General features: G+C 29.9%; 20 protein-coding genes. 17 read left to right on the top strand and 3 right to left on the bottom strand.

Annotated features, from left to right (window positions below; genetic code table 11):
* Nucleotide 1: 1 nt before the first annotated feature.
* The 15 genes from galK (at nucleotide 2) to P161_RS0102675 (ending at nucleotide 18,759) form a co-directional block, all read left to right on the top strand.
* Nucleotides 2-1,150, top strand: a complete 1,149-nt coding sequence (gene galK / locus P161_RS0102750; protein WP_026775552.1) for a galactokinase — start codon at nucleotides 2-4, stop codon at nucleotides 1,148-1,150.
* Between the two features lie 120 nt (nucleotides 1,151-1,270).
* The gene (locus tag P161_RS0102745) at nucleotides 1,271-2,293 is read left to right on the top strand and encodes a UDP-glucose--hexose-1-phosphate uridylyltransferase (protein WP_026775551.1); all 1,023 of its coding nucleotides are present in this window, start codon (nucleotides 1,271-1,273) and stop codon (nucleotides 2,291-2,293) included.
* Between the two features lie 333 nt (nucleotides 2,294-2,626).
* On the top strand, nucleotides 2,627-3,451 hold the full coding sequence (locus P161_RS0102740; protein ID WP_026775550.1) for a prephenate dehydratase: 825 nt from the start codon (nucleotides 2,627-2,629) through the stop codon (nucleotides 3,449-3,451).
* Nucleotides 3,448-4,590 (top strand): pyridoxal phosphate-dependent aminotransferase, encoded by a 1,143-nt coding sequence (locus tag P161_RS0102735; RefSeq protein ID WP_026775549.1) that lies wholly within the window; start codon nucleotides 3,448-3,450, stop codon nucleotides 4,588-4,590. The genes P161_RS0102740 and P161_RS0102735 overlap by 4 nt, the downstream gene beginning before the upstream one ends.
* A gap of 60 nt (nucleotides 4,591-4,650) precedes the next feature.
* Nucleotides 4,651-5,502 (top strand): prephenate dehydrogenase, encoded by an 852-nt coding sequence (locus tag P161_RS0102730; RefSeq protein WP_026775548.1) that lies wholly within the window; start codon nucleotides 4,651-4,653, stop codon nucleotides 5,500-5,502.
* A gap of 20 nt (nucleotides 5,503-5,522) precedes the next feature.
* Nucleotides 5,523-6,605, top strand: coding sequence for a bifunctional 3-deoxy-7-phosphoheptulonate synthase/chorismate mutase type II (locus P161_RS0102725; RefSeq protein ID WP_026775547.1), 1,083 nt, complete (start codon nucleotides 5,523-5,525; stop codon nucleotides 6,603-6,605).
* Nucleotides 6,606-7,088: 483 nt separating this feature from the next.
* Nucleotides 7,089-9,893, top strand: coding sequence for a pitrilysin family protein (locus tag P161_RS0102720; RefSeq protein ID WP_026775546.1), 2,805 nt, complete (start codon nucleotides 7,089-7,091; stop codon nucleotides 9,891-9,893).
* Nucleotides 9,894-10,008: 115 nt separating this feature from the next.
* Nucleotides 10,009-10,962 carry a ribosome small subunit-dependent GTPase A gene (rsgA, locus tag P161_RS0102715; protein WP_026775545.1) on the top strand — a complete coding sequence of 318 codons (954 nt, stop codon included), beginning with the start codon at nucleotides 10,009-10,011 and terminating at the stop codon, nucleotides 10,960-10,962.
* A 78-nt stretch (nucleotides 10,963-11,040) separates the two neighbouring features.
* Nucleotides 11,041-11,763, top strand: coding sequence for an SMI1/KNR4 family protein (locus P161_RS0102710; RefSeq protein WP_081816969.1), 723 nt, complete (start codon nucleotides 11,041-11,043; stop codon nucleotides 11,761-11,763).
* A 130-nt stretch (nucleotides 11,764-11,893) separates the two neighbouring features.
* Nucleotides 11,894-12,346 (top strand): D-aminoacyl-tRNA deacylase, encoded by a 453-nt coding sequence (gene dtd / locus P161_RS0102705; RefSeq protein ID WP_026775543.1) that lies wholly within the window; start codon nucleotides 11,894-11,896, stop codon nucleotides 12,344-12,346.
* A gap of 209 nt (nucleotides 12,347-12,555) precedes the next feature.
* Complete coding sequence (locus P161_RS0102700; protein WP_026775542.1) at nucleotides 12,556-13,200, top strand: TatD family hydrolase; 645 nt, start codon at nucleotides 12,556-12,558, stop codon at nucleotides 13,198-13,200.
* On the top strand, nucleotides 13,197-13,910 hold the full coding sequence (locus P161_RS0102695) for a ThiF family adenylyltransferase (protein WP_026775541.1): 714 nt from the start codon (nucleotides 13,197-13,199) through the stop codon (nucleotides 13,908-13,910). Before P161_RS0102700 ends, P161_RS0102695 begins: the two co-directional genes overlap by 4 nt.
* A 77-nt stretch (nucleotides 13,911-13,987) precedes the next feature.
* On the top strand, nucleotides 13,988-14,626 hold the full coding sequence (locus P161_RS0102690; RefSeq protein WP_026775540.1) for a YceI family protein: 639 nt from the start codon (nucleotides 13,988-13,990) through the stop codon (nucleotides 14,624-14,626).
* 193 nt (nucleotides 14,627-14,819) lie between these two features.
* Nucleotides 14,820-16,733 (top strand): DUF3857 domain-containing protein, encoded by a 1,914-nt coding sequence (locus P161_RS0102680; protein ID WP_036841176.1) that lies wholly within the window; start codon nucleotides 14,820-14,822, stop codon nucleotides 16,731-16,733.
* 7 nt (nucleotides 16,734-16,740) lie between these two features.
* Complete coding sequence (locus P161_RS0102675; protein ID WP_026775538.1) at nucleotides 16,741-18,759, top strand: DUF3857 domain-containing protein; 2,019 nt, start codon at nucleotides 16,741-16,743, stop codon at nucleotides 18,757-18,759.
* Nucleotides 18,760-18,795: 36 nt separating this feature from the next.
* Here the strand turns inward: P161_RS0102675 and P161_RS0102670 are convergent, their stop codons facing one another.
* Nucleotides 18,796-19,254 (bottom strand): Lrp/AsnC family transcriptional regulator, encoded by a 459-nt coding sequence (locus P161_RS0102670; RefSeq protein WP_026775537.1) that lies wholly within the window; start codon nucleotides 19,252-19,254, stop codon nucleotides 18,796-18,798.
* A 156-nt stretch (nucleotides 19,255-19,410) separates the two neighbouring features.
* Here P161_RS0102670 and P161_RS0102665 point away from each other — a divergent pair, with 156 nt between their 5' ends.
* Complete coding sequence (locus P161_RS0102665) at nucleotides 19,411-20,610, top strand: aminotransferase class I/II-fold pyridoxal phosphate-dependent enzyme (RefSeq protein WP_026775536.1); 1,200 nt, start codon at nucleotides 19,411-19,413, stop codon at nucleotides 20,608-20,610.
* A 162-nt stretch (nucleotides 20,611-20,772) separates the two neighbouring features.
* Here P161_RS0102665 and P161_RS0102660 read toward each other — a convergent pair whose 3' ends face one another.
* Entirely contained in the window at nucleotides 20,773-21,795 is a 1,023-nt protein-coding gene (locus tag P161_RS0102660; RefSeq protein ID WP_026775535.1) for a metal-dependent hydrolase, read from the bottom strand.
* A 77-nt stretch (nucleotides 21,796-21,872) separates the two neighbouring features.
* On the opposite strand from P161_RS0102660, the gene nhaC reads away from it, so the two are divergent.
* Nucleotides 21,873-23,342: a Na+/H+ antiporter NhaC gene (gene nhaC / locus P161_RS0102655; RefSeq protein ID WP_026775534.1), complete on the top strand. Its 1,470-nt coding sequence runs from the start codon at nucleotides 21,873-21,875 to the stop codon at nucleotides 23,340-23,342.
* A gap of 24 nt (nucleotides 23,343-23,366) precedes the next feature.
* Here nhaC and P161_RS0102650 read toward each other — a convergent pair whose 3' ends face one another.
* Nucleotides 23,367-23,939: a phosphatase PAP2 family protein gene (locus tag P161_RS0102650; protein WP_026775533.1), complete on the bottom strand. Its 573-nt coding sequence runs from the start codon at nucleotides 23,937-23,939 to the stop codon at nucleotides 23,367-23,369.
* Nucleotides 23,940-23,955: the final 16 nt, after the last annotated feature.

Raw genomic sequence — 23,955 nt, 5'->3', positions numbered from 1 at the left:
TATGAGTGCAACATTAGTTAAGGAAGTAAAAGAACATTTTATTAAAAAGTTTAAAACACATCCACTTTTAATTTTTTCTCCAGGAAGAATTAATATTATTGGAGAACATACAGATTATAATGGAGGTTTTGTTTTTCCTGCTGCTGTTGATAAAGGTATTGCAGCTGCTATTCAAAAAAGTGATGCTGGAAATTGTACAGCAATTGCCTTAGATTTAGATAGTACTATTGAGTTTGAGCTCGATAAATTGAAACCTTCAAAAGAAGGTAGTTGGGAAAATTATGTTTTTGGAGTAGTTGCAGAAATACAGAATAGAAACAAAGTTATTGGCGATTTCAACATCATTTTTAAAGGAAATATTCCTGGAGGTGCAGGTATGTCATCTTCTGCAGCTTTAGAAAACAGTGTGGTTTTTGGTTTAAATGAATTGTTTGATTTAGGGTTGACAAAAACAGAAATGATTTTAATTTCACAAAAAGCAGAACATAATTATGTGGGTGTAAAATGTGGAATTATGGATCAATATGCAAGCATGTTTGGTATTAAAAACAATGCACTTTTGTTAGATTGTAGAACTATAGAATCTAAAGCTTATGAAATCGATTTTAAAGAACATCAATTAATGCTTATCAATACAAACGTAAAACATAGTTTGTCTGATAGTGCTTATAATGATAGGCGTTCTGCTTGCGAAAGCATTGCAGATATGTTACAAATTGAAACATTAAGAGAAGCAACTGAACAAGATTTAGAGCAAATTATTGATAAAGTAACTCCAGAAAACTACCAAAAAGGATTGTATGTAATTCAAGAAATTGAACGAACTCAAAAAGCGGCAAAAGCTATTGAAAACAACGATTTAGAAAAATTGGGTGCGTTAATGTATGGTTCACACAGTGGTTTGCAACATCAATATAAAGTAAGTTGTGCAGAATTAGATTTTTTGGTAGATCAAGCAAAAAAGAATAAAAAAGTTTTGGGTGCAAGAATGATGGGTGGTGGTTTTGGTGGTTGTACCATTAATTTAATTGCAAAAGAAGAGGCAAAAGCATTTGGTAAATCAGTATCAAAAGCATACAAAAATAAGTTTCATAAAGAATGTTCTGTATATTTTATAAAACTTTCTGATGGCACACATTTGGTAAAATAATTTTTTTAGATGTCAGTTCGAGTTATTTCGGTTTTTCATCGAAATTTTATCAAGAACACATTAAAATTTTAAAATAATATTTATCAAAAACAGAAAATCATAATCAACAATAATATCAACATGGAAAATACAAATTTGCAAGATTATTCTCACAAGCGTTTTAATATATTAACAGGTGAGTGGGTTTTAGTTTCTCCTCACAGAGCAAAGCGTCCTTGGCAAGGTCAAAACGAAGAAATATCAACAGAAAAAAGACCAACACATGATGAGAGTTGTTATTTATGTGCAAGAAATTCAAGAATTTCTGGTGATATAAATCCTGATTATAAAGATGTTTTTGTATTTACAAACGATTTTGCTGCGCTTCAAAAAGATTCCCCTTCGTTTCATGTAAATGACGGATTATTCCAAGCAAAAAGCGAAACAGGTATTTGTAAAGTAATTTGTTTTAGCCCAGATCATTCTAAAAGTTTGGCGGAAATGGAAGTGGAAGATATAGCTAAAGTTGTAAAAGCTTGGCAAAAAGAATACACAGAGCTAGGGAGTAATAAGATGATTAATTACGTGCAAATCTTTGAAAACAAAGGTGCTGTTATGGGTTGTAGTAATCCACATCCTCATGGACAAATTTGGAGTCAATCTACCTTACCAAATGAAGTTGATAAAAAAGACAAGCATCAAAAAGAATATTTTGATAAAAATAAAACCAGTCTTTTAGGCGATTATTTACAGCAAGAATTAAAAGTACAAGAACGTATTATTTTTGAGAATGATGATTTTGTGGTGTTAATCCCTTTTTGGGCAGTTTGGCCTTTTGAAACAATGATTGCTCCTAAAAAAGCGAAAAAGAATATTTTAGAATTATCAGATACAGAAGCCAAAAATTATGCTGAAGCAATTTCGGTCATTACAAAAGCATATGATAAATTGTTTAATACCTCTTTTCCATATTCAAGTGGAATTCATCAAGCACCAACAAATGGAGAAGCAAATAAACATTGGCATTTTCATATGAGTTTTTATCCACCTTTACTAAGAAGTGCAACTGTTAAGAAATTTATGGTTGGTTATGAGATGTTTGGATCGCCTCAAAGAGATATAACAGCAGAAATAGCTGCAAAAAGGTTAAAAGATTTATTATAATATTTATAAATCTATAAAAGGTAAATTTAGATATTGATAATAATTAATAAAATGTAACTTTTTTTTAAATTATCAACAATATAAAATAATAAAAAAGTATTATTCGTAAAAATATTTAATCTTTATTGATAATATTTGTGTAGCTAAATTAAATCTTTAGATTTGCTTAACAAACAAAGAAAATAAAAATGTTAAACAACAATTTTACAAGTTTCTATTTTTACTTTTATTTTTTTAATAAAAGGAGAGACTTTGTATGCTGTTAACAAATACACATAAAATATAAAGTCTCGAATTTAATTCGAGGCTTTTTTTTTGATATCACTATAAAAGTTGAAAAAAATAATAGCCATACAAGGAGCAGAAGGCTCAAATCACCATAAAGTTGCAAGAGATTTTTATGGAAGTAAAATTGCGTTAAAAGAATGTATGTCTTTTGATGTTTTGGTGGATAGTTTGATAGATAAATCTGCAAATTTGGGAGTTATGGCTTTAGAAAACACGATTGCAGGATCCATCATTCCTAATTATGCTTTAATTGATAACAATAATTTACACATTATTGGAGAACAATATTTAAATATTCATCATCATTTAATGGCTTTAAAAGGTCAAAAAATGGAAGATATTAAAGAAGTTTGTTCACACCCAATGGCTTTGTTACAGTGTAAAGAATTTTTTAAAAAATATCCGCATATTAAATTAGTAGAAGATGTTGATACTGCTGAAGTTGCGAAAAGAATTGCCAAAGAAAATTTAGTGGGTATTGCAGCAATTGCTCCAAAAATAGCCGCAGAAATTTTTGGTTTGTCAATTTTAGAAGATGAAATTCAGACGATAAAAGACAATTCAACACGTTTTGTAATTGTACAAACAGACAAACCTGCAGAAGATGTTACTGTAGATAAAGCCTCTATAAAATTTCAATTGAGTCATAAAAGAGGCAGTTTAGCAGCCATTTTAAATGCCATGAGCGATTGTAAAATGAACCTGACTAAAATTCAATCTTTACCTGTAATTGAAACACCTTGGAAATATTCCTTTTTTGTTGATGTTACTTTTGAAGATTATAATGATTATAAAAAAGCGATTTCTTTGATAGAAATTATGGCAGAAGAATTTAAGGTTTTAGGAGTTTTTAAAAATGGAAGGATATGATTAAAGCAGCCAAAAGATTAGATACAGTTCAAGAATACTATTTCTCTAAAAAATTAAGAGAAGTGCGTAGTTTGATGGCAGATGGAAAACCAATTATTAATATGGGAATTGGTTCCCCAGATTTGCAACCACCAGCAAAAGTAATTGAAGCAATTCAAGGAAGTTTGGGAGATGCAAGTGCGCATAAATATCAATCATATCAGGGATTACCAGAATTAAGAAATGCTATTGCAACTTTTTATAAAAATAAGTTTTCTGTGGATGCAAATCCAGAAAACGAAATTTTACCTTTAATGGGAAGTAAAGAGGGAATTATGCATGTTTCAATGGCTTTTTTAAACGAAGGAGATCAAGTTTTAATTCCAAATCCTGGCTATCCAACGTATACATCAGTCACAAAATTAGTAGGTGCAGAGCCACTTTTTTATAATTTGAGTGATGAAACAAATTGGCAACCAAATTTTGATGCATTAGAAAGTCAAGATTTGAGTAAGGTGAAACTTATGTGGGTAAATTATCCACACATGCCAACAGGAACCAATGGAACTTTAGAAATGTTTAAAAAGTTGATTTCTTTTGGAAAAAAACACAACATTTTAATCATTAATGATAATCCTTATAGTTTTATTTTAAACGAGAATCCAATAAGTATTTTGCAGATTGAAGGCGCAAAAGAGGTTGCTTTAGAATTGAACTCTTTAAGCAAAACTTTTAACATGGCTGGTTGGCGAGTTGGAATGTTGTTAGGAAATGCAACATATATCAACGAAGTTTTAAAAGTAAAATCGAACATGGATTCTGGCATGTTTTACGGAATTCAAAAAGGAGCTATTGAAGCTTTGCAATTATCAAACGATTGGTTTTCTGATCAAAATAAAATTTACAAAGAACGCAGAGATTTAATTTGGCAATTAGCAGATAAGTTAGACGCAGTTTATGATAAAAATTCCACAGGTTTATTTGTTTGGGCAAAAATTCCTGAAGGAAAAAAATCCGAAGAAATTACAGATAAAATACTGTACGAAAAAGATATTTTTATTACACCAGGTACCATTTTTGGATCTCAAGGAGAAGGGTATATTCGTTTTTCTTTGTGTGTTACATCAGAGGTGATAAAAGAAGCAATAAATAGGCTATAAGCAGTAAGCTTTAAGCTCTTGGCATATTGCCTAAAGCTTAAAGCATAAAGCATTTAAAAAATGAAAAACATATACATGATTGGTGTTGGTTTAATTGGAGGTAGCTTTGCTATCGATATTAAAAAACACAATCCAGAAGTTGTAATTTACGGAATAGATGCCAATGAAGCTCATTTAAATGAAGCTAAAGAAATTGGTGTTATAGATAAAAAAGCAACGTTAGACGATTTAGATAATGCAGATTTGGTTGTTGTTTCCATTCCTGTAGATGCCACTGTAAAATTATTACCCACTATTTTAGATGAAATTTCAGAAAATGCTTTGGTGGTAGATGCTGGTTCTACAAAAGAAGCAATTTGTAAAGTGGTTGAACATCATGCAAAAAGAAGAAATTTTTTAGCTTGCCATCCAATTGCAGGAACAGAAAAATCGGGGCCAACAGCAGCAATTTCTGGCTTGTATAAAGGAAAAACGAACATTATTTGCGAAGTTGAAAAAACAACTTTTAAGCTGCAAGAAAAAGCATTACAACTTTTTACGGACATTGGAATGCGTATTCGTTATATGGATCCAGTTTCGCATGATAAGCATATTGCGTATGTTTCGCATTTATCGCATATTAGCGCATTTATGTTGGGAAAAACGGTCATCAACAAAGAAAAAAACGAACGCGATATTTTTGATATGGCAGGTTCTGGTTTCGAATCTACAGTTCGTTTGGCAAAAAGTAGTCCAGCAATGTGGACACCAATTTTTAAACAGAATAAAGAAAATATATTAGAAACATTAGAAGAGTACATCAACAATTTACAACATTTTAAAGAGTTGATGCAACAAGATAATTTCTCCGAAATTTTTAATGAGATGGAGAGTACAAACTATATAAAACAAATTTTAAACGGTATTAAGTAAATGCCAAAACAAGTAGAAAAATGAAGAATACAACAGCATTAAGAACATGGTTGGATGATATGAAACTAGATCATCCTCTAGTAATAGCAGGGCCTTGTAGTGCAGAAACTGAAGAACAAGTTTTAAAAATTGCACACGAATTAAAAGATTCTGATGTAAATTATTTTAGAGCAGGAATTTGGAAACCAAGAACAAGACCAGGAAATTTTGAAGGTGTTGGTGCCTTAGGTTTAGGTTGGTTAAAAAAGGTAAAAGAGCAAACAGGTATGAAAACCTGTACAGAAGTTGCCAATGCTGCACATTGTAAATTAGCCATCGAAAATGATGTTGATTTATTATGGATTGGTGCACGTTCTACAGTATCACCATTTATTATGCAAGAAATTGCTGATGCTTTGCAGGGAACAGATAAAATAGTGCTGGTAAAAAACCCTGTAAATCCAGATTTAGCTTTATGGTTAGGTGGAATTGAGCGTTTATATACAGCAGGAATCAAAAACTTAGGAGCAATTCACAGAGGATTTTCTACCTATGAGAAATCTAAATATAGAAACATTCCAGAATGGCAAATTGCTATTGAGTTCCAAAATAAGTTTCCAGATTTACCATTAATCAACGATCCATCTCATATTACAGGAAACAGAGAAATGATTTTTGACGTTTGCCAAACTGCGTTAGATTTGAATTTTGATGGCTTAATGATTGAAACCCATTTTGATCCAGACAATGCTTGGTCTGATGCTGCACAACAAGTTACACCAACAAAGTTGAAGCAAATTATGCAAGATTTAAAAATCAGAAAAGAAACCAATTCCGAAGAAGATTACACAAGTTCTTTAGGTAATTTACGTGCGCAAATTAATGTTGCAGATGCACAATTGCTAGAGACTTTAGGAAAACGTATGAAAATTGCAGATCAAATAGGTGCTTTAAAGAAAGAAAAAAATGTAGCAGTTTTACAATCTAAACGTTGGAACGAGATTTTAGGAAACATGATTTTAGAAGGTGAAAGCAAAGGTTTAAGCGAAGAATTTGTATTGAGAATGTTCAAGGCAATTCACCAAGAATCTATCAATCATCAAGAAAAAGTTATAAAAGGATAATAATTATAACATTCATCCTGCAAGGTTTTAAAAACCTTGTAGGTCTTATTTTCAAGCCACAAATTCTAGAATTATTTCTGAATTTGTGGTTTTTTTTGGCGTTTCTAAACAAAAAAGTTTGGTCAGGCTGTAATTTATCTTGAGCGAAGTCGAAAGGCACTCGCTTTTTTTGTGAAAAACAAAAAAGAGCTCAAACAAATAGCCTGTCTTGAGCTTGACGAAATGCTCAATCCTTAACGTGAATTTCAAACTAGAATTTTTTTTTGGCATCATGGTACAATTCAAAATTCTTCCAAATTAGTAAACAGTTTTAGAGTTCTTTAAAGCGGATTTTAACTTTTAAAAGTTAACGAGATAAACTACAGTAAGTTTAAATAATTTACGAAAAAATCAATTTTTAGCTAAATAAAATCCATGTTCTAGGTACATTTCATATCAAAACTTTTATATTTGGAGGAATTTAATAATAAAAACAAAAAAACTATGAAAAAAATTCTACTACTTACCCTCTGTGTTGCATTTAATCATATTGCAATAGCACAAACTCTTAATTTAGAAATGCCTTTGCCAGAAGAGCAAAGTATTAAAAAAGGCGTTTTAGAAAACGGCTTAACCTATTACATTCACGATACTAAAGTAACTAAAGATGTAGCAAGTTATTACATTATTCAAAATGTTGGTTCTGTTTTAGAGAAAGATAATCAACAAGGATTAGCACATTTCTTAGAACATATGGCATTTAATGGAACAAGAGATTTTCCAGGAAAAGGAATCTTAAATAAGATGCAAGAACATGGTCTTGTTTTTGGAAGAGATATTAATGCATACACATCTTTTGATGAAACAGTTTATAATGTTAACAACATTCCTACAACACCAGAATTGATAGACACAGGGTTGTCTATATTACATAATTGGTCTAATTATTTATCATTAACAGAAGATGAAATAGATTCTGAAAGAGGAGTGGTAAAAGAAGAATGGAGAACTCGTCAAAGTGGAGGAATGCGTGTTTTACAACAAACTATTGGTACTTCATTTAATAATTCTATTTATTCAGAACGTTTGCCAATAGGTAAAATGGATGTTATAGAAGGTTTTGAATACAAGGCTTTACGTGATTTTTATCATGATTGGTACAGAACAGATTTACAAGCGATTGCTATTATTGGTGATGTAAATGTAGCAGAAATTGAAGCAAAAATAAAAGCATTGTTTTCTAGCATTCCTGCTGTAAAAAATCCTATTGAACGTACAGAATTTCGTATAGAAGATAATGAAGAACTTATTTACGATATTGGAATGGATAAAGAAGTAACTTCTTCTAACATTTCTTTTGCAATTCGTCATGATAAATCTTTAAAAAATGAAAATTTAGGAGATTTAAAAGAAAGTCTTTTAAATGGAATGGCAACATCAATTATTTCTACAAGATTAAACGAAATAAGTCAGAATGCAGATTCACCACTTTTATTTGCAGGCGTTCGTTATGGAAGTCTTTCAAGACTTAACAATCAGTTTAGTGCACAAATTGTTCCAAAACCAAACATGCAATATGAAGCTTTTGAATTGGTAATGTCGGAAATTAATAGAGCTGTAAAATTTGGCTTTACCAAAGCAGAGATGAATAGAGTAGTTTCTGAATATACGAGCTCTTATGAAAACCAAATTGCCGGTTTTGGTAACAGAAGTCATGGTCAGATTGTAAGAGGAATTCAAACAAACTATTTAGAAAATTCGCATCTAACAGATATTAAAAAAGAATTTGAAATTGCTAAAGTCCTTTTTAAGCAATTAACTCAAGAAGAATTGTTAGCACAATTACAATCATTATATCTTACAACTAACAGGTCTGTAGTAGTTACAGGTGTAGAAGGAAATAAAAATTTAACTAAAGAAGATGCTCTTGCAATTATCAATAAAGTAGAAAATGATAAAACTTTAGAGGGTTACAAAGAAGAAACGAATGTAAAACCTTTAATGTCTGGAGTTGATTTGGTTTCGGGTTCTATTGTATCAGAAAAGGAAGATGAAGAAATTGGTTCAACAATTTTTACATTAAGTAATGGTATTAAAGTACATTATAAATTTGCTGATAAAAATAAGAACGACGTAAACTTAAGTGCGGTTAGTTATGGAGGACAATCTTTATTAGAGGTTGAAGATTTACCATCTACAGCCTTATTAGGTAATGTAGTCCAAATGTCAGGATTAGGTGAGTTTTCTGCCATTGATTTACCAAAAATATTAGCAGGTAAAAAAGCAAATTCTAGAGTAAGTATTGGTAGTACTTCTGAAACTGTTTCTGGGTCTTCTTCTACAAAAGATGTAGAAACGATGATGCAATTGGTAAATTTACGTTTTACGAAACCTCGTTTTGATGAAAATTCTTACAATGTAATGATGCAACAAGTAGATGCTTTCTTAATAAGAAAAAGTGAGCAAATTCAGTCTAAAATGCAAGATAGTGTAACAACTATTTTATATGGAAAAAATCATCCTACAGAACGTTTGTTCGACAAAGAATTTATGGCTGATATGTCTTTTGATAAAATGAAAAAGATATACACATCAAGATTTAACAATGCAGGTGATTTTACATTTTTTATTGTTGGTGATGTAGAGAAAGAAACCATTAAACCATTGTTAGAGAAGTATATTGCTAGTTTGCCAACAACAGATGAAAAAGAAAATTGGAAAGATAATTCTGTAGATTGGGTTACTAATAAGATTGATAAAGATGTGTATTTAGAGATGAAAGATCCTAAAACGAATGTTCGTTTGGTTATTAAAAACGACATGGAATATTCTTTAAAAAATTCAATTTTAATGAGAGCTATAGGTGATATCTTACAATTACGTTATACAGAATCTTTAAGAGAAGAAGAAGGAGGTACTTATGGTGCAAGAGCAAGAGGATCGTTATCTAAAAGACCAGATGAAGAAGGAACAATTTCTGTAAGTTTTGATTGTAACCCAGAATTAGCTGAAAAATTAATTGACATAGTACATAAAGAAATTGACAATCTTAAAAATGGAGATATTCAACAAGCAGATTTAGATAAAACACTTACAAATTTCTTGAAAAGTAGAGAAGAAAGTAAGAATTATAACAGATACCAAATGAGTTTGTTACAAAATTCTGTCTTAGAAGGTTATAATATGAATGACCCAAAGAATTATGAAGATATTGTAAACTCTATAACAATTGAGGATATAAAAAATATCACTGAAGAATTACTAGAAGACAGCAAATCTTATGAGATTGTGTTCAAGCCAAAGGAGTAAAAAATAGTATTTTTAGATAAAGCTTCTCAATTTTGAGAAGCTTTTTTTTTAAGGTCATTTTTTCTTGTGTTAACATTTTTTTCTAAATCAATAATTATTCTGCATCTTTGTAGTAATGACAGGAATCGTATATAAATCTACAGGAAGTTGGTATTTTGTAAAGTCTGCTGATGGCAAGTTTCATCAATGTAGAATGAAGGGCAAGTTCAGAATAAAAGGCATCAAAAGCACCAACCCAATTGCTGTTGGCGATAAAGTTGTGTTCGATTTAGAAAAAAAAGGCGATGAAGAAACTGGTGTAATTAAAAAGATTTTAGATCGTGATAATTTTATTGTCCGTAAATCTGTAAACCTTTCTAAACAAACACATATTATTGCAGCCAATATCGATCAGGTTTTTTTGCTGATCACCATTAACAATCCACCAACATTTACAACGTTTATAGATCGTTTTTTGGTTTCTACAAGAGCGTATAGAATTGATACGATTTTAGTTTTTAATAAAATAGATTCGTATGAAATTGAAGAAAGAGCCGAGATTTTATATCTAAAAGATATTTACGAAGCCATTGGTTATAGATGTGTGGAGGTTTCTGCTACAGAAAACAAAAACGTGTCTGAAATTAAAGAAATAATGACAGGCAAAACTTCGATGTTTGTTGGGCATTCAGGAGTTGGCAAATCTACTTTAGTCAATGCTATTGAGCCAAGTTTAAATTTAAAAACGAAACAAATTTCAGAGCAACATAAACAAGGGCAACACACTACAACTTTTGCAGAAATGTTCGATTTAAGTTTTGACGCTAAAATTATAGACACACCAGGAATTAAAGGTTTTGGTGTTGTAGATATTGATAAATACGAATTAGGAGATTATTTTCCAGAGTTTTTTGCCTTGAAACAAGATTGTAAATTCAACAATTGTATTCATACAAAAGAGCCCAATTGCGCTGTAAAAGAAGCTTTGGAAGAAGATAAGGTTTCTTGGTCTCGTTATAAAAGCTACATTCAAATTTTAGAAGGCGAAGACGAAAAAGAGCATTTTAGAACTGATGTTTGGGATGAATAGCCCCTTTAATTCCCCAAAGGGGAAAACTGTTACTTTTAAAACGTTTTGTTAACAAGCACAGAACGAAAACAATCAAAAATGGGATTTTGGAAAAAAATATTTGGAAAAAAACAAAATGAAAGACACGTTGAACAAATAGAACACGTGAAACAGATTGATCAAATTGAACAGGTAGAAAGTAAAAAACAAAATAAACTAAATCCTATTATTAATAATTATATAACTGGTCTTAAAAATGCTTATTTCAGAAACAATGGGAAAGAAGATTGGGGATTTTTTGAGAAGGTAATTTGTGGTGCGAAGAAAAAAGATATTAATAAACTGAAACGAATCTATCCTGAAATTCCTGATACTTTAGTTAATCTTCTTGAATATGTAGATGGTACATATTGGAGAAAATATGGAAAAGAGGAATTAATATTCTTCCTTTTAGGTTCTGATATGCTCGAATATCCATACTATTTATTATCAACAAAAGAAATAATTAATAATCAACAACAAGGAAGAGAATTCTTTTTAGAATATAATGAAAGAAAATATGATGAGTTTGAAGTTGATGATAAAATAATTGATAAAGCCGAATCAATTAAATGGTTACATTTTTCAGACTGTATGAATAATGGTGGAACTTCTCAATTGTACATTGATTTTTGTCCATCTGAAAAAGGAATTAAAGGTCAAGTAGTAAGATATTTACACGACCCAGATGAATTAAAAGTAATAGCAGATAGTTTTGATGAGTATTTAAATATGTTAATAAAGAAAGAATTTGATTTTATTAATGAAGAAACTATGGAATAAAAAAGCCAGTTGCTAATACCATATATAAATAGTTATAAATTATTTATTTTCAAATTAAGAAATGTATTTTTAAAAGAATTTATAAAGAGCATGAGTTTCCTTCCCTTTGGGAAGGACTAAGGATGGGCCTATGAGAATTGTTATCCAAAGAGTAAGTTCTGCAAGTGTAACCATCAATCAAAAAAAGGTTGCAAAAATTAAAACAGGACTTTTAGTTTTAGTGGGTATTGTAAATGATGATATTCAAGAAGATATCGATTATTTAATCAGAAAAACTGCTAATTTGCGCATTTTTAATGATGAAAATAAGGTAATGAATGTATCTTTAAAAGATATAGATGGAGATGCAATTGTGGTAAGTCAATTTACGTTGCAAGCAGCCACTAAAAAAGGAAACAGACCAAGTTATATAAAAGCTGCAAAACCTGAGATTGCAATTCCTTTGTATGAAAGTTTTGTTACATCACTTGAAAAAGAAATGAACAAAAAAGTACAAACGGGCGAATTTGGTGCAGACATGAAAGTTAAATTAGTAAACGATGGACCTGTTACTATTATTATCGATTCTAAAAATAGAGAATAGAGAAAAAAGATTAGAGAAAAGAGAGAAAAGATGAAAGAGTAAAGATGAAGGAGAAAAGATGAAAATCAAAAAAAAAATACTCATGACCGTCTAAAAATTCACTTTCTATTTGATAAATAAAATGAAAAATTTTAAAAAAATGCTTACAGTAAAAGTCTCCTTTGGGGATTTAGGGGCTTTATCATTCTAAAAATATAGCATAAGTTTTAATGACTTTTTTTGATGTGCATACACATACAATTTCTTCGGATAAAAATGTGTTTTCAATTGTAAATACCTATCCAAATTCTACTGATTTTTCTCAGTCATTTTCCATTGGCATTCATCCTTGGTTTATCAGCAAAGAAAATTTAGAAAATGAACTTTTAATTGTTGAAGAAAAATTACAACACAAAAACTGTTTTGCATTAGGCGAATGTGGTTTGGATAAAATTACAAAAACAGATTTCGAACTTCAAAAGTTAGTTTTCAAAAAGCAAATTCTTTTATCAGAAAAATATAAAAGACCTTTGATAATTCACTGTGTAAGAGCATTTCAAGAAATAATTGAGTTCAGACAATCGTTACAACCAAAACAAATATGGATTTTACATGGATTCAACAAAAACGAACAAGTTGCACACAGTTTTCTTAAAAATGGATTTGTTTTATCTGTTGGTGCTGCTATCATCAACAATAAAAAATTACAAGAAGTTATTTTAAATATTTCGTTAGATAGTATTGTATTAGAATCAGATGATGCTGAGGTAAACATTCAAGAGATTTATCAAAAGATAGCAACCATAAAAAATATTGAAGTTTCAGCACTTCAACAAAAAATAGCACAAAATTTTAAACGTATTTTTAAAAGATGAGTTGGTTAGAACGTACAGAATTATTAGTTGAAAAAGAAGGAATTGAAAAACTACAAAAAGCCAATATTTTAGTGGTTGGTTTGGGTGGAGTAGGATCGTATGCTGCAGAGTTTATTGCTAGAGCAGGCATCCATAAAATGACTATTGTAGATGGTGATGTTTTTGATGAAACCAATAAAAACAGACAATTACCAGCTTTAGATTCCACAATTGGAAAATCGAAAGCGCAAGTTTTGGCTGCTAGATTAAAAGACATCAATAAAGATATTCAGCTAAAAGTTATAGAGGAATTTTTATCACCAGAAAGCGCCTACGAAATTGTAACAAAAGAATTTGATTTTGTTCTGGATTGTATCGATTCGATTACACCAAAAGTAAACTTAATTGTGGCTGCAAGAAGAAAAAAGGTAAAAATAATATCGTCTATGGGAGCAGGAGGTAAGTTAGATGCTACCAAAATTAAAGTTGCAGATATTGGCAAAACTAAAAATTGTACAATGGCTAGAGTTTTACGCAAACGCTTAAAAGAGCGAAAAGTAGATAAAGGAGTTAAGGCAGTTTATTCTGAAGAAATACAGATTTCTAAGAGTTTAAAAGTAACAGATGGTACTAATTTTAAAAAATCTTATTATGGCACTATCAGTTTTATGCCAGCAGCATTCGGTTTGCAAGCAGCAGCTCATGTTATAAATTTTATTTTAAAAAAGTAGGAAATAGTTTCCAAGGAAAATAAATTTGTTATACATTTGTCAAAGAAATTAAAACAAAATTTTAAAACACTTTAATAATGAAAAAAATAATTTTATCGCTTGTAGTATTTGCATCAGTATTAACTGCTTGTAAAGGAGAAAAAAAAGAATCAGTAAAAACTGACGAAGCAAAAGTTGTAGACGTAAACGTTGGTGAGTTAGATAACGTAAATACAGATGCATCTGTTTTGTATTGGGAAGGAACAAAACCAACTGGTGCACATAATGGAATCGTTTCTTTACAAACTGGAGGTTTATTAATAAACGAAGGAAATTTAGTTGGTGGAGAGTTTATAATTGACATGAGTACAATTACAAATAAAGATTTAGAAGGAACTGAAGGTGCTGGAAAATTAGAAGGCCATTTAAAAGCCGCAGATTTCTTTGATATTGAAACATACCCAACATCTAGATTTGTAATTACAAATGCAGAAAAAACAGCAACAGGTTACAACGTAACAGGAAATTTAAGAATTAAAGACGTTACTAAAAGCATTACAATACCAGCAATGGTTACTACAGAAGGTGGTGTAACTACTTTTAAGAGTGAAACTTTTAATATTAACAGAGCAGATTTTAACGTTAAATATGGTTCAAAATCTTTCTTTGATGATTTACAAGATAAATTTATCGATGATTTAATTGCAATGTCTTTTGAGGTAAAAACGAAAGCATAATTATAAATTATAAGACTATACAAATTATGAAAACGTACAAAATGCCAAGACCTTGTGGATGTGGAAATACATCAGATCCAGATGGAAATTGTGATGGATCACATGCAAACAAATAATAAATTTTAAATTATTTTAAACCCAAAGCTTTTAGTTTTGGGTTTTCTTTTTTACTTTGGCATTCTATAAAAAAGATATGTCTATAAAAAAGCCCCTCAAATTAGTCTTACTTCTATTTTTTAATATTTTTCTAGGCTATTCTCAAAGTGCTGAATTAACTGTTTTTACAATTCCTGCTGAGTTAAAAGAAAATGCAAATGCAGTGGTTAGAAATAGTTCCATAGAAATTACCATCGATGATTTTGATAAAATGGTGATTTATGAGAAGAAAATAGTTACTGTTTTAAACAAGTTAGGCAATGCAGATGCTGGTATTTATCAGCATTATGATGATGACACGAAAATAACAGAACTTTCTGCGCTTATTTATGATGCCTTTGGAAACGAAATTAAAAAATTTAAAGAACGAGATTTCTTAGATGTAAGTGCAGTAGATGGTGGAACCTTATATTCAGATTCTAGAGTAAAATATATAGAGTATACACCAGTTTCATACCCTTATACATTGGTATTAGAAAGCGAATACAAAACCTCTACAACTGGCTTTATTCCTACTTGGTATCCAATAAATGGGTATTATGTTTCTGTGGAAAAAAGTTCTTACACGTTAAACAATCCAAAATCAATTCCTTGGCGTAAAAAAGAAACGCATTTTGAGGGTTTTAATATTGATAAAACTGAAACAGATTCTGAATTAAAATACCTTATAAAAAATCAAAAGGCTTACGATTATGAAGATAATACCATTTCATCTAGAGATATTTTACCTGTTGTTAAAGTTGCTTTAGATAAATTTTATTTAAAAGGTGTTTATGGAGAAGCAACAAATTGGCAAGAATTTGGGCAATGGATGCATAAGTCGCTTTTAGAAGGTAGAGATGTAATAGATGAAGCTACAAAAATAAAAATTTTAGATTTAGTTAAAGAAGCAAAAAGTCCTGTTGAAAAAGCAAAAATTGTGTATGAATTTATGCAAAATAAAACAAGGTATATTAGTGTACAAGTTGGTATTGGAGGTTGGGAACCTATTGCAGCAAACCAAGTAGATCAAGTTGGTTATGGAGATTGTAAAGGGCTTACAAATTACACAAAAGCATTATTAGATGTAGTTGGTGTTACCTCTTATTATACAGTTGTTTATGCTAGTGAAAAGAGAAATTTAGACAAAGATTTTGCGTCACTTCAAGGTAATCACGTTATTTTAAACATTCCAAATGAAGGAAAAGATATTTGGCTAGAGTGCACAAGTCAAACAATGCCTTTTGGTTTTTTAGGTGATTTTACAGATGATAGAGATGTTTTAGTAGTAACTCCAGAAGGTGGTATCATTAAAAGAACGGCTATTTATAAAGATGAAACAAACTTGCAAACAACCCTTGGTAAAATTAAACTTACACCAAAAGGCAATGTAATAGCATCTCTAAATAGAGTTTCTAAAGGGTTGCAATATGATGATAAATCGTATTTAGATACTTTTACTGATGAAGAGTTGATAAAAAATTATAAATCTAGAACTTGGAGTTATAATAACAATTTAGAAATCAATGAGCATCGTTTAAAAAATGATAAAGAAAATATTGTTTTTACAGAAGATTTAGAGGTTTCTATTGCAAATTATGCGTCTGTAAATGACACTGAATATCTATTTAGAGTAAATATTTTTAATACAGAAAACGAAGTGCCAAAAAGATATAGAGATAGAAATTTACCTTTAAAAATTAGCACTGGTTATAAGGATGTAGATGAATATGAAATTCATCTTCCAGATACTTATAAATTAAATTATACTCCAGAAAACAAAGAAATAGTAACCAAATTTGGAACGTATAAAATCAATTTTAAGATTATAGACGAACAAACTATTTCTTATAAGAAAGAAATTATTATTAAAGAAGGAGTTTATCCTAAAGAAGATTATAAAGATTATAGAAGCTTTAGAAGAAGCATCGCAAAATCAGAAAATTTAAGAATTGCACTAATTAAAAAATAATTAAAAAATGAAAAAGATAATTTTATTGATGGCATTAATTTGCCAAATAACTGTTGTAGCTCAAGATTATAGGTTTGGTAAAGTTTCTAAAGAAGAAATTGAAGAAAAATTTTATCCTCAAGATTCCACTGCTGATGCTGCTTATTTATATAGAGAAAGAAACTCATATTATATCTTAAACTCGAATCAGGATGGTTTTGACATCATTACTGATGTATTTTTAAGAATTAAAATATATAATAAAAAAGGTTTTGATAAAGCCACACAAATAATACCTTATTATCATCCTGAAATTGGAGAAGATGAAAAAATATCATCATTAAAAGCTTACACCTTTAACTTGCAGAAAAATAAAATTGAAAAGGATAAATTACAAAATAATGATGTTTTTCAGGAAGAGATAAGTAAATTTTGGTATCAAAAGAAAATTACAATGCCTAATGTTAAAGAAGGTAGTGTCATAGATATAAAATATACCCTTAGTTCACCATATTATTACAAAATTGATGATTTGGATTTTCAGTTTGATGTACCAGTTAAAAAAATAATCTATAACGTTTCAATACCAGAATTTTATATTTTTAAATTACTTACTAAGGGCTATTTTCCAATTACACCAAAATCTAGCAGAAATTCTAGTTCAATAACAATTACTTCAAGAGAAAGATCTGGGGCAAGGATTAGTTCCACAGCTTTTAGTAGTGATAAATTAGAGTTTGATGTTCAAAATTATCTTTTTGAGTCAGAAAATATACCAGCATTAAAAGATAATGAACCTTTTGTGAGTAATATTAATAATTATAGAGGAGGTGTAAAGTTTGAATTATCTTCGACAAATTTTTCCAAAATAGGAGGTCTTTCTAAATACTATTCAAATACATGGGAAGACGTCTCTAAACAAATCTATAAATCCGAGGGTTTTGGGAATGAGTTAGATAAAACAAATTACTATAAAGATGATTTAGAAACTTTACTTGTAGGTGTTTCTAACAATGCTGAAAAAATTGCTAAAATTTTTACATTTGTTAAAACAAAGATAAAATGGAATAGTTATTTTGGTAAAACATCAGACATAGGTTTAAAAAAAGCCTATAAAGATGGTGCAGGTAATGCTGCAGATATTAATTTAATGCTAACATCTATGTTACGTTATGCAGGTCTGAATGCAGATCCGGTTTTAGTAAGTACAAGATCTAATGGTGTACCAATTTATCCAACTTTAGATGGTTTTAACTATGTAATCGCATCTGTAGAGATGGCTAATGGAGGTATATTGCTTTTGGATGCTACAGAAATATATAGTACACCAAATATTCTGCCAGTAAGAGTTTTAAATTGGAATGGAAGAAGGGTTACTAAAGATGGAAATTCATCTTGGGTTAAATTAACTTCGTCTAGACATGCTGTTGAAGAAAATATGATGATGGTAAAAGTTTCTGATGATTTAATGGTAGAAGGTTTTATAAGAACAAAATTTGAAAATTTAAATGCTTTAGATTTTAGAAAAAATTATAATCATATCAAAGAGGAAGAGCTTATTAAAAATTATGAAGAAAATAATAATTTAGAAACCGAAGAATTTAAAATATCAAATCAAGAAGATATTTATAAAGATATAGTAAGAAACGTAAAATTTTCGAGTGAAGATTTAATAGAAAAAATTGGTAATAAATTGTATATAGAACCTAACTTATTTTTAACTAAACGTGAAAATCCTTTTAAATTAGATGAACGAAAATTCCCTATAGATTTTGTATCAGCTTGGAAAAATGAAAATAAAATAACAATACAAATTCCAAAAGGATATGCAGTAGAAAGTCTTCCAGAGTCTTTAGCTATTGCTTTGCCAGATAACTTAGGTGTTTTTAAATATCAAGTTACACACAATGGAAATAAAATTAAAACAATATCTAGTTTAGAATTTAATATGTCTATAATTCCACCTCAATATTATTCTTTTCTAAAAGATTTTTATGGTAAAATAGTTGATAAACAAACAGAGAAAATAGTTTTAATAAAAAGCTAAATATATAAAGCCTCAAATTTTTAATTTGAGGTTTTTTTATAAATTAATAACTGTTGTATTTTTAACTTGTTCAATACTAAAAATACTATGAGTACTGCCAATATATTTTATAGCAGTGAGTTTTGTAACCATAAAATTTCTGTATTCATCCATGTTTTTTACGTAAATTTTTAAGATGTAGTCATAATCTCCACTTACATGAAAACACTCGGAAACTTCATTCAATTTTAAAATTTCACGTTCAAAAGTAGTTACATATTCTTTAGTGTGTTGCACTAATTTTATATGACAAAAAACCAAAAAAGATTTTTCAATTTTGTTTTTATTGATAATTGCTACATATTTATCGATTACTTTATTATTTTCTAATTTTTTAATACGCTCATAAACAGCAGTTACAGATAAATTAAGTTGTAAAGACAACTGTTTTGTGGTTTGCTTACTGTCATTCTGTAGTAAGTTGATGAGTTTTTTGTCTGTAGAATCTAATTGCATACTTTAAAATTTTCTAAAAATCAGGAAAAGATGAACTGTTTTTGGTTTTAAAAACTGATAAATATATCAAATTTATATAAAAAATCTATATATTTTGGTTTGGGTTGATATTATTTCTTAATATCTGTTATTTTGTAATAGATAAAACTATGTATTATGAAATTCAATCCAGCAGATAATATTCAAGATTTACAGTATTTTGGCGAATTTGGAGGCGTAAATCCATCCATTTCAGATTCATCTACCTATACCTTTTTATCAGCAAAAACAATGTTTGATACTTTTGAAGGCAATGCTGATGGTTGTTATTTATATTCACGTCATTCTACACCTAGTAATTTATATTTAGGTGAAGCTCTTGCAGCAATGGAAGGTACAGAAACAGCCAATGTTACAGCTTCAGGAATGGGTGCAATTACGCCAGTTTTATTACAGTTATGCAATGCAGGAGATCATATTGTTTCTAGCAGAACAATTTATGGAGGTACCTATGCTTTCTTAAAAAACTTCACACCAAAATTAGGCATTGAAACGACTTTTGTAGACATCACAAAACTAGATGTAGTTGAAGCAGCTATTACCAAAAATACCAAAATTTTATATTGCGAATCTGTAAGCAATCCGCTTTTAGAAGTTGCTGATATCAAAGGTTTATCAGCATTAGCAAAAAAATACAATTTAAAATTAGTTGTAGATAATACATTTTCCCCATTATCAATTTCTCCAGCAAAATTGGGTGCAGATATCGTTTGTCACAGTTTAACAAAGTTTATCAACGGTTCTTCAGATACTGTTGGTGGCGTTGTTTGTGGAACGCAAGAATTCATTAATGACTTGCGAAATGTAAATGATGGAGCATGTATGTTGTTAGGTTCCACTATGGATAGTTTGCGAGCTGCATCCATCTTAAAAAACATGCGAACGCTACACATCAGAATGAAACAGCACAGTAAAAATGCTGCTTTTTTAGCAGATAAATTTGAAGCGGATGGATTAAAAACTGTGTATCCTGGTTTGGAAAGTCATCCTTCTCATCAACTTTTTAAAACCATGATGAATGCAGAATATGGTTTTGGAGGCATGTTAACTATTGATGCTGGTTCTTTAGAAAAAGCAAATGAGTTGATGGAATTGATGCAACACAAAAACTTAGGCTATTTAGCAGTAAGTTTAGGATTCTACAAAACATTATTTTCTGCTCCAGGAAGTTCTACATCTTCAGAAATACCAGAAAATGAACAAAAAGAAATGGGTTTAACAGATGGTTTAATTCGTTTTTCAATTGGTTTAGATAACGATATTGAACGCACTTATAACATGATGAAAGCCTGTATGGTTGAGGTTGGCGTTTTGTAGACATGAGTTTTCAAAGTTCAAAGTTCAAAGTTCAAAATTCAAAATTCAAAATTTGAGAGAAATAAGATTTTGTCAGTTCGAGTGAAATTATTTCCCGAAATTTCGGGAGAGAACTCTTTTAATTCTAAAATTTTCATAACTCATAACTCATAACTCATAACTCTAAATCCCTTTTATTCGCTCAATAAACTTACTAAAATCTTCTCCATTTGGCGGATTTCCATTAAATGGCAATATATCCCACTCATTGCTTTCGTTATAAAGTGTAAAGTTAAAAACGGAGGTATTGGCATCATCAGGATTTAAAGGCGGATACCGTAAATCGATATATTTATAAGTCCCTATTTTTTCTTTTTTGGTGATTTTAAAATATCCATTACTAAACCAAGCAAGGGTTTGTAAATTAGGATCATTCATGTCAATAATATCGTGCTTTTTATCAATTTTGATAATCTTTTCTGAGATAGCACTTTGATCAAATAAAGAATAAAAAGCAAAATAATATTCGTTTTCAGTTTCTGCAACTGCATACCACAAAATATTATTTAAGATAGTGGGTTGAGCTGTAAATCGAGTATAAGAAATTCCTGCTTTTTCAAAAGATTTCTTAAAAACAGCATCCATATAAAACTTATTAAAGATGGTTAAAATCATATAAGTTGAGCTGATGTAAATTCCTGCTTTTAACCAAAATTGTCTTTTGTAATTTGTTCTTTTCAAAAACATTAAAACAATCATGCAAATTAAAAAAGGAAGTGTGTAAAAAGGATCTGCTACAGAAATGTTGTTAAAGGCAACTCTATAATCAGAAAATGGTGCGAATAATTGTGTTCCATAAGGAGTAAAACAATCTAACAGTGGATGTGTAAATATTGCCCAAAAGAATAATAAAATCCAATCTTTTAGATTTGTAGTTGCTGTTCTTTTTCCTGAATTGTAGAGTTTGTAAGTAATCCATCCAAAGAAAAAACAACCCAAAATAGCAAATAAAATAGAGTGCATAAAACCTCTATGAAAAGCCATCGCTTGAATTTCATTACTGTACAGAAAACGTCCAATAAAAACATCTAAATCTGGAATTGTGCCTCCAATTGCTCCAAACAATAGTGCTTTGTTTCCTATTTTTTTACCAAGAATTGCTTCTCCACAAGCAGCACCTAAAACAATTTGAGTTAATGAATCCATTTTGCTAAAATAAGCTAAGGAATTTGATTTGCATAACATTCTGTAAAATCGTAACATTACACTAGAAAAATTATAGAATGGCAGACAACAAAAAATTATCAGAAATAGACATGGAAGATCAAAAAATTATCGACAATAAAGAGCTGAATCTTTTTGAATCGCTTATTCCAGTAGTTTTATTGATGAGTTTATTGGCTTACAATATCTTTTTTGTAGAAAGTCAAGAATGGTTTGGAGCGTATACAAATCAATATATATTATTAATTGGAGGTGCAATTGCAGCAGCAGTTGGTTTTTTTAATAAAGTATCTTTAAAAAGAATGCTAACTGAAGTTTGGGAAAACTGGAAAAGTGTTTTTGTGCCTATTATGATATTATTTTTGGTAGGAGCTTTAGCAGGAAGTTGGTTGGTAAGTGGTATTATTCCAGCCATGGTTTATTATGGATTGCAAGTTTTGAGTCCAGCCATATTTTTACCAGCATCTGTAATTATTGCAGCTATAATTTCGATTGCAACTGGTAGTTCTTGGACAACTTCTGCAACAGTTGGTATTGCACTAATAGGTATTGGTAGTGCTTTAGGAATCCCAACAGGTATGATTGCTGGAGCTGTAATTTCTGGCGCCTATTTTGGTGATAAAATGTCTCCACTTTCTGATACCACAAATTTAGCACCTGCAATGGCTGGTACAGATTTGTTTACACACATAAAATACATGGCATATACAACTGTGCCAACAATTACAGTTACGTTAATTGTTTTTGCAATTTTAAGTGGCACAATTGATACTACAGGAAATGCAGATATTAGCAATTTATTAGCGTCAATTAATAATACTTTTAATATTACACCTTGGTTATTTTTAGTGCCAGGAATTGTAATTGCCATGATTTTACTAAAAACAAAACCATTGGTTGCTTTGGGAGTTGGTGTTTTATTAGCAGCCGTTTTTGCTTTTATTTTTCAAAGTGATGTTTTAGAAAGTTTATCAACATCAAAATTTCAAGCCATTATCAATTCAATTTTAGTGGATACAAATATTCAAACTGATGATGAAAAATTGTCGGAACTATTTTCTTCTGGTGGAATGAATGGAATGCTTTGGACGATTTTCTTGATTGTCTGTGCCATGGTTTTTGGTGGAATTATGGATGCTATTGGTGCTTTGGCAAAAATTACAAAAAGTTTATTAGCTGTTGCAACTTCTGTTTTTGGTTTGTTTGCCAGCACAGTTGTAAGTTGTTTGGGGTTAAATATTGTAGCTTCAGACCAATATTTGGCTTTGGTAATTCCTGGTAAAATGTTTAAAAAAGCGTATGAAGATAAAGGTTTAGCTCCCGAAAATTTAAGTAGAACTTTAGAAGATTCAGGAACAGTAACTTCAGTTTTAATTCCATGGAATACCTGTGGAGCGTACCAATCTGGAGTTTTGGGAGTTGATGTTGGTGATTATTTTTTCTACGCAATCTTTAACTATTTAAGTCCTATAATGACGTTATTGTTTGCTGCTTTTAATATAAAGATTAGAATGATTATTAAGAAATAATTCTGAAATGCTTTAAATTTTATTTTAGAAATTATAATTAAAGCCTATTAAAAATTCTTTTCGGTTGCTATAAAATGTAAGTTCCATATGTTTTTGTTGATATTCTGTAGTGAACAATAAGTTGCTACCCAAACCAATGGCTGCTCCTGCTAAAACATCTAAAATATCGTGTTTTTTAGAATCAATTCTACTTGCTGCAGTAAAACCTGCTATAGCATAAGCAGGAATACTATATTTAAAACCATAACGTTTGTGAATAAAACCTGCACTTTGAAAAGTTGTAGAAGTATGCCCAGAAGGGAAAGAGTTATCATTACTCATATCTGGTCTTTGTTTATTTACCCCTAATTTTAAACTATAAGTAACTGCGCTTGTTAGCAAAAAACCTTTTGTAAATTGCCAAGAACCTTGCTTATCGCCAATAATTAGAGTTGTACTAAAGGTAGCAACTGGTAAAGTAAACAATAAAATATCGCCAATTTTTTGAGTTGTACCAATTTTTGGTTTTGTGACACTTGTATCTTGCGCAAAAAGTGGCGTAGTCAATATATATACAAAAATAAAAACCGATAATAATGGATTTAGTTTGTTAATCATTATTTTTAAAATTTTT

Origin of the sequence: Polaribacter sp. Hel_I_88 (assembly GCF_000687935.1) — a bacterium.
Classification (GTDB): Bacteria; Bacteroidota; Bacteroidia; order Flavobacteriales; family Flavobacteriaceae; genus Polaribacter.
Note: the sequence above shows the minus strand (reverse complement) of the source record. Positions and strands in the feature narration are given on the sequence as shown.

What these genes read in the sequence shown, in the direction of transcription:
- dtd (WP_026775543.1), top strand. Translation starts at nt 11,894, where the DNA reads ATGAGAATTGTTATCCAAAGAGTAAGTTCTGCAAGTGTAACCATCAAT.
- P161_RS0102680 (WP_036841176.1), top strand. Translation starts at nt 14,820, where the DNA reads ATGTCTATAAAAAAGCCCCTCAAATTAGTCTTACTTCTATTTTTTAAT.
- P161_RS0102670 (WP_026775537.1), bottom strand. Translation starts at nt 19,254, where the DNA reads ATGCAATTAGATTCTACAGACAAAAAACTCATCAACTTACTACAGAAT.
- galK (WP_026775552.1), top strand. Translation starts at nt 2, where the DNA reads ATGAGTGCAACATTAGTTAAGGAAGTAAAAGAACATTTTATTAAAAAG.
- P161_RS0102675 (WP_026775538.1), top strand. Translation starts at nt 16,741, where the DNA reads ATGAAAAAGATAATTTTATTGATGGCATTAATTTGCCAAATAACTGTT.
- P161_RS0102735 (WP_026775549.1), top strand. Translation starts at nt 3,448, where the DNA reads ATGATTAAAGCAGCCAAAAGATTAGATACAGTTCAAGAATACTATTTC.
- P161_RS0102660 (WP_026775535.1), bottom strand. Translation starts at nt 21,795, where the DNA reads ATGGATTCATTAACTCAAATTGTTTTAGGTGCTGCTTGTGGAGAAGCA.
- P161_RS0102695 (WP_026775541.1), top strand. Translation starts at nt 13,197, where the DNA reads ATGAGTTGGTTAGAACGTACAGAATTATTAGTTGAAAAAGAAGGAATT.
- P161_RS0102725 (WP_026775547.1), top strand. Translation starts at nt 5,523, where the DNA reads ATGAAGAATACAACAGCATTAAGAACATGGTTGGATGATATGAAACTA.
- P161_RS0102745 (WP_026775551.1), top strand. Translation starts at nt 1,271, where the DNA reads ATGGAAAATACAAATTTGCAAGATTATTCTCACAAGCGTTTTAATATA.
- P161_RS0102720 (WP_026775546.1), top strand. Translation starts at nt 7,089, where the DNA reads ATGAAAAAAATTCTACTACTTACCCTCTGTGTTGCATTTAATCATATT.
- P161_RS0102710 (WP_081816969.1), top strand. Translation starts at nt 11,041, where the DNA reads ATGGGATTTTGGAAAAAAATATTTGGAAAAAAACAAAATGAAAGACAC.
- P161_RS0102650 (WP_026775533.1), bottom strand. Translation starts at nt 23,939, where the DNA reads ATGATTAACAAACTAAATCCATTATTATCGGTTTTTATTTTTGTATAT.
- P161_RS0102700 (WP_026775542.1), top strand. Translation starts at nt 12,556, where the DNA reads ATGACTTTTTTTGATGTGCATACACATACAATTTCTTCGGATAAAAAT.
- nhaC (WP_026775534.1), top strand. Translation starts at nt 21,873, where the DNA reads ATGGCAGACAACAAAAAATTATCAGAAATAGACATGGAAGATCAAAAA.
- P161_RS0102665 (WP_026775536.1), top strand. Translation starts at nt 19,411, where the DNA reads ATGAAATTCAATCCAGCAGATAATATTCAAGATTTACAGTATTTTGGC.
- P161_RS0102730 (WP_026775548.1), top strand. Translation starts at nt 4,651, where the DNA reads ATGAAAAACATATACATGATTGGTGTTGGTTTAATTGGAGGTAGCTTT.
- P161_RS0102690 (WP_026775540.1), top strand. Translation starts at nt 13,988, where the DNA reads ATGAAAAAAATAATTTTATCGCTTGTAGTATTTGCATCAGTATTAACT.
- rsgA (WP_026775545.1), top strand. Translation starts at nt 10,009, where the DNA reads ATGACAGGAATCGTATATAAATCTACAGGAAGTTGGTATTTTGTAAAG.